At 40.2% G+C, this 11582-nt stretch carries 11 protein-coding genes; all 11 read left to right on the top strand.

Annotated elements, in window-relative coordinates; all coding sequences use genetic code 11:
• Nucleotides 1–53: 53 nt before the first annotated feature.
• The 11 genes from rpoC to tuf all read left to right on the top strand — a co-directional run bounded on the left by rpoC (nucleotide 54) and on the right by tuf (nucleotide 11566).
• Nucleotides 54–3671 (top strand): DNA-directed RNA polymerase subunit beta', encoded by a 3618-nt coding sequence (rpoC, locus tag MGG13_RS10575; RefSeq protein ID WP_133431841.1) that lies wholly within the window; start codon nucleotides 54–56, stop codon nucleotides 3669–3671.
• 249 nt (nucleotides 3672–3920) lie between these two features.
• On the top strand, nucleotides 3921–4292 hold the full coding sequence (locus MGG13_RS10570) for a hypothetical protein (RefSeq protein ID WP_239034840.1): 372 nt from the start codon (nucleotides 3921–3923) through the stop codon (nucleotides 4290–4292).
• Nucleotides 4293–4311: 19 nt separating this feature from the next.
• Nucleotides 4312–5010 carry a hypothetical protein gene (locus MGG13_RS10565; protein WP_239034839.1) on the top strand — a complete coding sequence of 233 codons (699 nt, stop codon included), beginning with the start codon at nucleotides 4312–4314 and terminating at the stop codon, nucleotides 5008–5010.
• Nucleotides 5011–5038: 28 nt separating this feature from the next.
• Nucleotides 5039–5497, top strand: a complete 459-nt coding sequence (locus MGG13_RS10560; RefSeq protein WP_239034838.1) for an SgrR family transcriptional regulator — start codon at nucleotides 5039–5041, stop codon at nucleotides 5495–5497.
• Nucleotides 5461–6252 (top strand): ABC transporter substrate-binding protein, encoded by a 792-nt coding sequence (locus MGG13_RS10555; RefSeq protein WP_239034837.1) that lies wholly within the window; start codon nucleotides 5461–5463, stop codon nucleotides 6250–6252. Before MGG13_RS10560 ends, MGG13_RS10555 begins: the two co-directional genes overlap by 37 nt.
• Complete coding sequence (locus MGG13_RS10550; protein ID WP_239034836.1) at nucleotides 6221–6601, top strand: hypothetical protein; 381 nt, start codon at nucleotides 6221–6223, stop codon at nucleotides 6599–6601. The genes MGG13_RS10555 and MGG13_RS10550 overlap by 32 nt, the downstream gene beginning before the upstream one ends.
• Before the next feature lie 141 nt (nucleotides 6602–6742).
• Nucleotides 6743–6997 (top strand): ribosomal L7Ae/L30e/S12e/Gadd45 family protein, encoded by a 255-nt coding sequence (locus MGG13_RS10545; protein ID WP_133431845.1) that lies wholly within the window; start codon nucleotides 6743–6745, stop codon nucleotides 6995–6997.
• A gap of 87 nt (nucleotides 6998–7084) precedes the next feature.
• On the top strand, nucleotides 7085–7504 hold the full coding sequence (rpsL, locus tag MGG13_RS10540; RefSeq protein ID WP_133431846.1) for a 30S ribosomal protein S12: 420 nt from the start codon (nucleotides 7085–7087) through the stop codon (nucleotides 7502–7504).
• A gap of 99 nt (nucleotides 7505–7603) precedes the next feature.
• Complete coding sequence (gene rpsG / locus MGG13_RS10535) at nucleotides 7604–8074, top strand: 30S ribosomal protein S7 (protein ID WP_133418109.1); 471 nt, start codon at nucleotides 7604–7606, stop codon at nucleotides 8072–8074.
• 97 nt (nucleotides 8075–8171) lie between these two features.
• Nucleotides 8172–10253: an elongation factor G gene (fusA, locus tag MGG13_RS10530; RefSeq protein WP_239034835.1), complete on the top strand. Its 2082-nt coding sequence runs from the start codon at nucleotides 8172–8174 to the stop codon at nucleotides 10251–10253.
• Nucleotides 10254–10378: 125 nt separating this feature from the next.
• Entirely contained in the window at nucleotides 10379–11566 is a 1188-nt protein-coding gene (gene tuf / locus MGG13_RS10525) for an elongation factor Tu (RefSeq protein ID WP_133431848.1), read from the top strand.
• Nucleotides 11567–11582 lie beyond the last annotated feature (16 nt).

The raw sequence follows: 11582 nt of genomic DNA, 5'->3' as shown, positions 1-11582 counted from the left end.
GCGTAGCCTCTTCTTTAGACACTTTTAATATAAAAACTTGAGGAGGTAGGGCTTTGATTGATGTAAATAACTTTCATTACATGAAGATAGGTCTCGCTTCACCTGAAAAAATCCGTTCATGGAGTTTTGGTGAAGTTAAAAAGCCAGAAACAATTAACTACCGTACATTAAAACCAGAGAGAGACGGTTTATTCTGCGAAAAGATTTTCGGACCTACTAAAGACTGGGAATGTAGCTGTGGGAAATACAAACGTGTCCGCTACAAAGGAATGGTCTGTGACCGTTGTGGCGTAGAAGTAACGAAATCTAAGGTTCGTCGTGAACGTATGGGTCACATCGAACTTGCAGCGCCAGTATCACATATCTGGTACTTCAAAGGTATTCCGAGCCGTATGGGTCTTTTACTCGATATGTCTCCTCGTTCACTTGAAGAAGTCATTTACTTTGCTTCTTATGCAGTGATTGACCCAGGTCCGACAGGTCTTGAGAAAAAATCTTTACTGTCAGAACGTGAATACCGTGAGTATTATGATAAATTCCCAGGTCAGTTCACTGCTAAGATGGGTGCAGAAGCCATCAAAGATTTACTGACAACAATCAATCTTGATGAGGAACTGAAATCTTTACGTGAAGAACTGGAATCAGCAACAGGTCAGCGTTTAACAAGAGCGATCAAACGTCTTGAAGTAGTGGAATCATTCCGTAACTCAGGTAATGATCCATCTTGGATGATTTTAGACGTACTGCCGATCATTCCACCGGAAATCCGTCCGATGGTTCAGCTTGACGGTGGTCGTTTCGCGACAAGTGACTTGAACGATTTATATCGTCGTGTCATCAACCGTAACAACCGTCTGAAACGTCTTCTTGATTTAGGCGCGCCTGGCATCATCGTTCAGAATGAAAAACGTATGCTGCAAGAAGCAGTAGATGCTCTGATTGATAATGGTCGTCGTGGTCGTCCGGTAACAGGGCCAGGTAACCGTCCACTTAAATCTTTATCTCATATGTTAAAAGGTAAACAAGGTCGTTTCCGTCAGAACTTACTTGGTAAACGTGTTGACTATTCAGGTCGTTCAGTTATCGTCGTAGGTCCAAACCTTAAAATGTATCAATGTGGTCTTCCTAAAGAAATGGCTCTTGAATTATTCAAGCCGTTTGTGATGAAAGAACTTGTAGAACGTGAAATCGCTACAAACATCAAGAACGCTAAAGGTAAAATTGAGCGTATGGATGCTGAAGTATGGGACGTATTAGAAGACGTTATCCGTGAGCACCCAGTTCTTTTAAACCGTGCACCGACGCTTCACAGATTAGGTATCCAGGCCTTCGAACCCACTCTTGTAGAAGGACGTGCGATCCGTCTGCATCCGCTTGTAACAACTGCTTACAACGCCGATTTCGATGGTGACCAAATGGCCGTTCACGTACCATTATCTAAAGAAGCTCAGGCTGAAGCGCGTATGCTGATGCTTGCTGCACAGAACATCCTGAACCCGAAAGATGGTAAACCAGTTGTTACACCGTCTCAGGATATGGTCTTAGGTAACTATTACCTGACGCTTGAGCGTCGTGGTTCTATTGGCGAAGGACGTATCTTCAAAGATACAAATGAAGTCATCAAAGCTTATACAAATGGTTTCGTTCACTTACATTCAAGAATCGCAGTGAGCGCATCATCATTCAATAATCCGACATTTACAGATAAGCAGAATACACAACTTCTGATTACAAGCGTCGGTAAAGTTATCTTCAATGAAATCATGCCGGAATCGTTCCCATTCATCAACGAACCGACACTGACAAACCTTGAAGAAAAAACACCTGAACAGTACTTTGTTGATGCAACGGATATTCCAGAAGAAGGATTACTGAAATATCTGGAAAACACACCGCTTGTTAAACCATTCAACAAAAAGTTCTTAGGACAAGTCATTGCTGAAGTCTTCAATCGCTTCCACATCACTGATACATCAATGATGCTTGATAGAATGAAAGACTTAGGTTTCCGTTATTCTTCACGTGCGGGTATCACAGTAGGTGTATCTGATATCGTGGTATTACCGGATAAACAACAAATCATCGGTGAAGCAGAAGAAAAAGTCGATAAAGTAACGAAACAGTTCACACGTGGTTTAATTACTGAAAGCGAACGTTACGCTGCAGTTATCGATATCTGGACAAAAGCAAAAGATGAAATCCAGTCTCGCCTGATGAACTCTCTTGATGATCTTAACCCGATCTTCATGATGAGTGACTCTGGTGCCCGTGGTAACGCATCTAACTTTACGCAGCTTGCGGGTATGCGTGGTCTGATGGCCAACCCGGCTGGTCGTATCATCGAGTTACCAATCAAATCTTCATTCCGTGAAGGTCTGACAGTACTTGAATACTTCATCTCTACTCACGGTGCTCGTAAAGGTCTTGCCGATACAGCCCTGAAAACAGCTGACTCAGGTTACTTAACACGTCGTCTTGTAGACGTGGCACAAGATGTCATCGTCCGCGAAGCAGACTGTGGAACAGACCGTGGTCTTTTAGTCTCAGCTATCCGCGAAGGTTCAGAGTTAATCGAACCATTCATCGAACGTTTAGAAGGACGTTATTCTCGTGAGACATTACGTCATCCAGAAACAAAAGAAATCCTTGTTAAAGCAAACGAACTGATCACACCTGAAATCGCAAAAGCAATTGTGGATGCAGGTATTGAAGAAATGCATATCCGTTCAGCCTTCACATGTAACACACGTCACGGTGTATGTGAAAAATGTTACGGTAAAAACTTGGCAACAGGTGAAAAAGTGGAAGTCGGCGAAGCAGTCGGTACAATTGCTGCACAATCTATCGGTGAACCAGGTACACAGCTTACAATGCGTACCTTCCATACAGGTGGGGTAGCCGGAGCCGATATTACACAAGGTTTACCGCGTATCCAGGAATTATTCGAAGCGCGTAACCCTAAAGGTCAGGCGATCATCTCTGAAATCAACGGTGAAGTCGTTGAAATCAATATCGTTAAAGACCGTATGCAGGAAATCAAAGTTAAAGGTGAAAACGAAGTACGTCCGTACTTAGCACCAGCGACAGCTCGTCTGAAAGTAGAAGTCGGCACAAAAGTCAGCCGCGGTGAAGTGATGACTGAAGGTTCTATCGAGCCTAAAGAATTACTTGCTGTAGCAGGCCTGAATGCGACGCAAAGCTACCTGCTTAAAGAGGTACAGAAAGTTTACCGTATGCAGGGTGTAGAAATTTCAGATAAACACGTTGAAGTAATGGTTCGTCAGATGTTACGTAAAGTCCGCATCATTGAAGCAGGCGATACGAAACTCTTACCAGGCGCACTTGTCGACATCCATGTCTTCACAGATGCCAACCGCGAAGTCTTCAAAAACAGAAAACGCCCAGCGACAGCGAAACCAGTCTTACTGGGTATCACAAAAGCATCACTTGAAACAGAAAGTTTCTTATCTGCTGCATCATTCCAGGAAACAACTCGTGTGTTAACAGATGCTGCAATCAAAGGTAAACGTGATGACTTGCTCGGTCTTAAAGAGAACGTTATTATCGGTAAATTAATTCCTGCAGGTACAGGTATGAGACGTTATTCAGGCGTTGAATACGAAAAAGATGCTCCGGAATTTGAACCAGAAGAAGCGTTTGTGACTGAATAATAAAGAGGAAACCTATCAATCTTTAGATTGATAGGTTTTCTTTTTAATAAAGCTTAAAAATGGGTATATAAATTGTATAAGATTAAGTCGTTCTAATATATATACATAGAATACAGTTATCCATTTTGGTATAATAGGTAACAAAGTGTCTGTTGTATGTATAGATTGATAAATCGCATAAACGAATCCATGATGGATTCGTTTTTTGTCTGTCATTTCAGCAGCAAGTGAAGGAAAGGAGTAGATAAGATGGAGAATAATAAAAATAAAATAAAAAGTATGACCATTGGGACGCGTTCTCTATTGATTGTTTCAGCGATGTTACTCAATCAAGCAGTCTTAGCAAAAGCTGCACCAACTGGAAATACAAGTTTAAATACTGAACAGCCCATAGTGACATCACCAATCCTTCACACTGAAGTAGCGATGAAAGCGATACAAGGCTACGTGATGCTGGATGACGATAAAGATGGTGTAGGAGATTACAATCTAAGCAACTCAGAAGTGCTTCTATTAGATAGAAATGGGAATGTCATCAGATCTACATGGACAGATATTAATGGTTTCTATCAATATACCTACAGGAAATTACACTTTACGATTTCCAATTGCGATTATTAACGAAGACCCTCAGCAACCAATGCGTTACCAGAATATTGACGTACCTATTTACATTAAGAGCTATGATATCAGTATATTTAATTTAGTACTTACAGAACCAGAACCTCAAACACCAATAGAAGAACCGATCACGGAAGTTCCAACGACAGAGATTCCGACGACAGAAGAGCCGACAACGGAAGAGCCAACGACCGAGGAGCCGACAACGGAAGAACCAACGACTGAGGTTCCAACGACAGAAGAACCCACAACCGAGATTCCGACAATAGAAATCCCGTTAACGGAATCGCCGGTCTGGAACAATTCGAACTCTGATTTAAAAGTTACAAACGATTTAAGCGTGTCTATTAGTCCTGTTAACGATATTTTCAATAATAATTTATATCCGGACGCTCGTTCGGTTGTTTTTAGCGATTCGAAGCCTCAGGATCGAATTCAGTCAGTCGAAATCACAGAGCCTGTTAATGGTAAAGTGCATAGAGAAGAAAATAATAGTGTGGCTGCTAAAGACAGCGAACCTGTAAAAGAGAAAAAAACTGATGAGAATAAAGAGCCACATCAGCAAACGGATAATGACTCAAAAAATGATTTAAAACGGGATCCTGTTATCCCGGCTGCTGTTTTATCAGACGATGTAGGAGGAGAAGAGTTTAGAGGACTACCTACTTTCCTCTCTGGTTTTGGTGGCACCTTATTATCCATGAATCATCTTAGTTAAATCAAAATCACTGGAAGGAGGAGACGGAATGGAAGTTAATGAACGTGTTTTTAAAATGTACTTATATCTTAAGGAAAATAGTTTCGACTGCAATCAAGTTGCCGATCTCCTCGGTATTACTTCCAGACAGTTAACCCGTCTTTTAGGAAAATGGCAGGATGAAGGTATTCTTTCTTATACAAGCGGAAGCGGACGGGGGAATGCTTCAGAATTACATTTTAATATTAATGTTGAACAAGAATTTATTAATTATTTTCTTAAGAACTTTCATAAATATGATATTCCTGCTATTCAAGATATCCTGAACTATGACATGAGTGATAGCGCTCGTAAAGTTCTGCGTATCTGTATCGATGAAAATCTGTATTCCAAAGACGAAGAGACTTACCAGCGTGCTTATTATACTGATTATTTATATCGTATCCCCAGAACATTCACCCTCTTGAAAATATGGATGTGGCGTTGGCTACTATTCTTGTTAATATAGGAGAACGTCTATATGAAGATGAAGGAGACACGATTAGTAGTCGTCTAGTCCTGTTCGATGAATGGGAAGGACATGATTTTATTATCCATCTTCAGCGGAATACTCGGTTTTCAAATGGAGATCTGCTTCAGTCATATGACGTTAAATATTGTCTGGAACAACTCATTGGGCATCAGAAATTATCAATGATTGATATGATTGAAACACCTTCACCGTTAAAAATAGTGATTCATTTTAGAGAAAGAGTTGAAAATATTAAGCTGATTTTAAGCCAGGATTTCACAACGCTCTATAAGTATCACGATGATCATTTACTTTTCACAGGTCCTTATCGCTTGGTTTCACTTGATGAAACAGTTGCTAAGCTCAGTAAAAATCATTATTACCGACAAAATAACCCTGATGTTACAGAGCTCATATTCACGAGTGATTATAAGTATTATGAAGACTATACATTTCAGCATAATTATCACGTTCTGGCTGACCAGGCGTATTCTAGTATCGACTTCATGCTGTTTAATCCTGCCTCTTCACTGAATCTAGTGGAACGCCAGTATATTACGCAGTTAGTAGATGAAACGAATCCGGAAAAAATCGACATATCTCGACCGGTCAAAATATTGAAGATTAAAGAGTCAAATGAATGGGTCTCTCATTTTATTGACAAGCTTCAGAATTCAATTGAGATTGATATTATAGAAGTTCCGTTTAATGAATACATGAATGAGCCTCTTCAGAAAATGGAGCCAGCTTGACTATCTGAACAATCATCTGTTAAATACAGATGCGGATTTTATCTGGATGTATGAACACTATCATATGATTCAAGCCTTTAAAGCTGTCGACCTGTTAACACAATGCAAGTTCCAGGAATGGTATGGAGAATTACCGGAAGCCCGGAAGTTTTTAAATGATTTAAATTACAAACCTAATGATTCACAAAAACATATTGCCCAGCAGTTTGTGAGAGATCTGGAAAAGAAAAAACTGATGATCCCTTTGTTTGAAAATAAAAGATTAATTGAAATGCCGATGAATATGAAGAACATTCAGCAACTTGCTTATGGGACACTGGATTATCATTCCATGGTAATCGATAATTAAAAAGAGGCATTATAAAGCCATTGTGATTTTCAATGGCTTTTCATATTATTGGTTATAAAAAAACAAGATGAATTGTTGACACAGCTACAAAAGGGTGTTAATATAATTAAGGTTGATGCAGAAGCACTTTGGAGGATTTTCATGTCTAATGAAAAAGTTCATTCTAATCAATATGTAGTGGGTCTGAAGCAGACGCTGAAGGCATTAAAGGAACACCGTGCAGAATCCATTGTGATTGCGCAGGATGTTCAAATCCACTTATTAACCGATGTGCTGTTACAAGCACACATGCAACAAGTTCCAATAGAATTCAGCGAATCTCGTCGAGAACTCGGGAATCGATTTGGAATTCAAGTGAAAGCGATGATCGCTGCTTACTTGAAACATGGTTTGTAAGCCATTATTCTTACAAAATTTTTATTTACTCTAAAAATGAACCACCTGGATGTGTGGAATTAAAGAACAGAGAGGAGGACATACAAAATGCCTACTATTAACCAATTAGTTAAGAAGCCTCGTACTTCTAAAATTAAAAAATCAACTGCACCTGCACTGAACAAAGGTTATAACAGTCATAAGAAAAAATCTACTGATGTTGCATCTCCACAAAAACGTGGTGTTTGTACTCGTGTAGGTACTATGACACCTAAAAAACCTAACTCAGCGTTACGTAAATATGCACGTGTGCGTCTATCAAATAATATCGAAGTCAATGCTTACATTCCTGGTATCGGCCACAACTTACAAGAACACAGTGTTGTACTTATTCGTGGTGGACGTGTAAAAGACTTACCGGGGGTACGTTACCATATTGTACGTGGTGCGTTAGATACTTCAGGTGTTGACGGTCGTATGCAAAGCCGTTCATTATACGGTGCTAAAAAACCTAAAGCTAAAAAATAATCGATTTTACTAACTGAATTATTTCATTTATGTAAATATCAATGTCATTGCTAGACATTAAAACAGTGAATAAATATACTTGGAAAGGAGGACATACACATGCCTCGTAAAGGTCCTGTTGCAAAAAGAGACGTATTACCGGATCCAATTCACAACTCTAAATTGGTTACTAAATTAATCAACAAAATCATGCTTGATGGTAAGCGTGGTACTGCTCAAAAAATTCTTTACTCAGCATTCGACTTAGTTCAAGAACGTTCTGGTCGTGATGCAATGGAAGTTTTTGAAGAAGCGATCAACAACATCATGCCTGTTTTAGAAGTTAAAGCTCGTCGTGTTGGTGGTTCTAACTACCAAGTACCTGTAGAAGTACGCGCTGAGCGTCGTACAACTTTAGGTTTACGTTGGTTAGTAAACTACTCTCGCCTTCGTGGAGAGAAAACAATGGAAGAGCGTTTAGCTAATGAAATCTTAGATGCTGCTAACAACACTGGTGGTGCTGTTAAGAAGCGTGAAGATACTCATAAAATGGCAGAAGCAAACAAAGCGTTTGCTCACTACCGCTGGTAAGATGAAAGTAACCAATCGCAGCAAAGACTTCAGTCTTTGCATGCTTTTGGTGTCTTTCTAAATATAAACCCAATTCCTGGAAGGAGAAAGAATACCCATGGCAAGAGAATTCTCTTTGAAGAACACTCGTAATATCGGTATCATGGCTCACATCGATGCTGGTAAAACGACGACTACTGAACGTATTCTTTATTATACTGGCCGAATCCACAAAATTGGTGAAACACATGAAGGTGCTTCACAAATGGACTGGATGGAGCAAGAACAAGAACGTGGGATCACAATCACTTCGGCTGCAACAACAGCTCAGTGGAATGGTCACCGTATCAACATCATCGATACACCAGGTCACGTAGACTTCACTGTTGAAGTTGAACGTTCACTTCGTGTACTTGACGGTGCTGTTACTGTACTTGATGCACAATCAGGTGTAGAACCTCAGACTGAAACTGTATGGCGTCAGGCGACTACATATGGTGTACCTCGTATCGTATTCATCAACAAAATGGATAAAACAGGTGCAAACTTTGACTATTCTGTAGGTACTTTACATGAACGTTTAATGGCTAACGCTCATCCTATTCAAATGCCTATCGGTGCGGAAGATGAATTCAACGCAATCATTGATTTAGTTGACATGAAAATTCACACTTATACAAATGACTTAGGTACAGATATCGAAGTAACAGAAATTCCTGAAGAATTCTTAGAAGAAGCTCAAGCAAAACGCGAAGCTTTAATTGAAGCGGTTGCTGACTTCAACGAAGAATTAATGGAAAAATATCTGGGCGGAGAAGAAATCGGTACAGATGAACTGAAAGCCGCTATCCGTCAAGCAACTTGTGATGTTGAATTCTTCCCAGTATTAGCTGGTACAGCATTCAAAAACAAAGGTGTTCAATTAATGCTTGATGCAGCAATTGACTACTTACCATCACCATTAGATGTTAAACCTATCGTTGGTCACGCTGTTGACGACGAAGATGAGCAAATCGTAGCTAAACCTGATGATGCTGAACCATTCGCAGCACTAGCGTTCAAAGTTATGACTGACCCATTCGTAGGTAAATTAACATTCTTCCGTGTGTATTCTGGTACATTAAACTCAGGTTCATATATCCAGAACGCAACGAAAGGTAAACGTGAACGTGTAGGTCGTATCCTGCAGATGCACGCGAACTCTCGTGAAGAAATCTCTACTGTATATGCGGGTGACATCGCTGCTGCTGTTGGTCTTAAAGATACAACAACAGGTGATACTCTCTGTGACGAAAAAGTTCAAGTTATCCTTGAATCTATGGAATTCCCAGAGCCAGTTATCCACTTATCAGTAGAACCAAAATCTAAAGCTGACCAAGATAAAATGACTAACGCTTTAGTTAAGTTACAAGAGGAAGACCCTACATTCCACGCGCATACTGATCCTGAAACAGGACAAGTTATCATCGGTGGTATGGGTGAGCTTCACCTTGACATCTTAGTAGACCGTATGAAACGTGAATTTAAAGTTGAATGTACAGTTGGTGCGCCAATGGTATCTTACCGTGAAACGTTCAAAACAGCTGCTGCAGTTCAAGGTAAATTCTCTCGTCAATCAGGTGGTCGTGGTCAGTACGGTGACGTACACATCGAATTTACACCTAACGAAGTTGGTAAAGGTTTCGAATTCGAAAACGCTGTAGTCGGTGGGGTTGTTCCTCGTGAATACATTCCATCAGTTGAAGCGGGTCTTAAAGACGCAATGGAAAACGGTGTACTTGCTGGATATCCATTAATCGACGTTAAAGCGAAATTATTCGATGGTTCTTACCATGATGTCGATTCATCTGAGATGGCCTTCAAAGTAGCTGCATCACTTGCACTTAAAGAAGCTGCGAAAAAATGTGATCCAGTTATCCTTGAACCAATGATGAAAGTTGAAATCGTAATGCCTGAAGAATACATGGGAGATATCATGGGTGACGTTACAAGTCGTCGTGGACGTGTAGAAGGTATGGAAGCACGCGGTAACGCTCAAGTTGTTCGTGCATTCGTTCCTCTTGCTGAAATGTTCGGTTATGCAACTAACTTACGTTCTAACACTCAAGGACGTGGTACTTACTCAATGGTATTCGACCACTATGAAGAAGTTCCAAAGTCAGTTTCTGAAGAAATCATCAAGAAAAACAAAGGCCAATAAGCTTTAAGTTATCTAGTTTGATTTTTACAGTAAAATGCTTTATAAATGAGTTATAGCTTTACCTCATGAGGGTGAGAATCCCTCATGAGATATATATAAACTTATATCTAAGGAGAGATTTCAAAATGGCTAAAGAAAAATTCGACCGTTCGAAAACCCATGCCAATATTGGTACAATTGGTCACGTCGACCACGGTAAAACTACATTAACAGCTGCTATCGCAACTGTATTAGCAAAAAAATTAGGTGGGGAAGCTCGTTCTTACGACCAAATCGATAACGCACCTGAAGAAAAAGAACGTGGTATCACAATCAATACTTCTCACATCGAGTATGAAACTGAAAAACGTCACTATGCACACGTTGACTGCCCAGGTCACGCTGACTATGTTAAAAACATGATCACTGGTGCTGCACAAATGGACGGCGGTATCTTAGTAGTATCTGCTGCTGATGGTCCAATGCCACAAACTCGTGAACACATCCTTTTATCTCGTAACGTAGGTGTACCTGCACTTGTTGTATTCTTAAACAAAGTTGATATGGTAGACGACGAAGAGTTATTAGAATTAGTAGAAATGGAAGTTCGTGACTTATTATCTGAATATGACTTCCCAGGCGACGATGTACCTGTAATCGCTGGTTCAGCATTACGTGCATTAGAAGGCGACGAAGCTTACGAAGAAAAAATCATCGAACTTATGGACGCTGTGGATGAGTACATCCCAACTCCAGAACGTGACTCTGAAAAACCATTCATGATGCCAGTTGAGGATGTATTCTCAATCACTGGTCGTGGTACAGTTGCTACAGGTCGTGTTGAGCGTGGACAAGTTAAAGTTGGTGAAGAAATTGAAATCATCGGTTTAACTGAAGAGCCATCAAAAACAACTGTAACAGGTGTTGAAATGTTCCGTAAATTATTAGATTACGCTGAAGCTGGTGACAACATCGGTGCGTTACTTCGTGGGGTTTCTCGTGAAGACGTACAACGTGGTCAAGTATTAGCTAAACCAGGTACAATCACACCACATACAAAATTCAAAGCTGAAGTTTACGTATTATCAAAAGAAGAGGGTGGACGTCATACTCCATTCTTCACTAACTACCGCCCACAGTTCTACTTCCGTACAACTGACGTAACTGGCGTAGTTAACTTACCAGAAGGTACTGAAATGGTAATGCCTGGCGATAACGTTGAAATGAACGTTGAACTTATCTCTCCTATCGCGATTGAAGACGGTACTCGTTTCTCAATCCGTGAAGGTGGACGTACAGTTGGATCAGGTGTTGTATCAGTAATTGAAAAATAATTCATTCTAAATGAAT

Origin of the sequence: Macrococcus brunensis (assembly GCF_022343725.1) — a bacterium.
Classification (GTDB): Bacteria; Bacillota; Bacilli; order Staphylococcales; family Staphylococcaceae; genus Macrococcus; species Macrococcus brunensis.
The sequence above is the reverse complement of the archived record's forward strand: the minus strand, read 5'-3'. Positions and strand labels throughout refer to the sequence as shown.

Coding starts and splice junctions, on each gene's coding strand:
- MGG13_RS10555 (WP_239034837.1), top strand. CDS start 5,461: ATGGATGTGGCGTTGGCTACTATTCTTGTTAATATAGGAGAACGTCTA.
- MGG13_RS10550 (WP_239034836.1), top strand. CDS start 6,221: ATGAGCCTCTTCAGAAAATGGAGCCAGCTTGACTATCTGAACAATCAT.
- MGG13_RS10560 (WP_239034838.1), top strand. CDS start 5,039: ATGGAAGTTAATGAACGTGTTTTTAAAATGTACTTATATCTTAAGGAA.
- MGG13_RS10565 (WP_239034839.1), top strand. CDS start 4,312: ATGCGTTACCAGAATATTGACGTACCTATTTACATTAAGAGCTATGAT.
- tuf (WP_133431848.1), top strand. CDS start 10,379: ATGGCTAAAGAAAAATTCGACCGTTCGAAAACCCATGCCAATATTGGT.
- MGG13_RS10545 (WP_133431845.1), top strand. CDS start 6,743: ATGTCTAATGAAAAAGTTCATTCTAATCAATATGTAGTGGGTCTGAAG.
- rpsG (WP_133418109.1), top strand. CDS start 7,604: ATGCCTCGTAAAGGTCCTGTTGCAAAAAGAGACGTATTACCGGATCCA.
- rpsL (WP_133431846.1), top strand. CDS start 7,085: ATGCCTACTATTAACCAATTAGTTAAGAAGCCTCGTACTTCTAAAATT.
- MGG13_RS10570 (WP_239034840.1), top strand. CDS start 3,921: ATGGAGAATAATAAAAATAAAATAAAAAGTATGACCATTGGGACGCGT.
- fusA (WP_239034835.1), top strand. CDS start 8,172: ATGGCAAGAGAATTCTCTTTGAAGAACACTCGTAATATCGGTATCATG.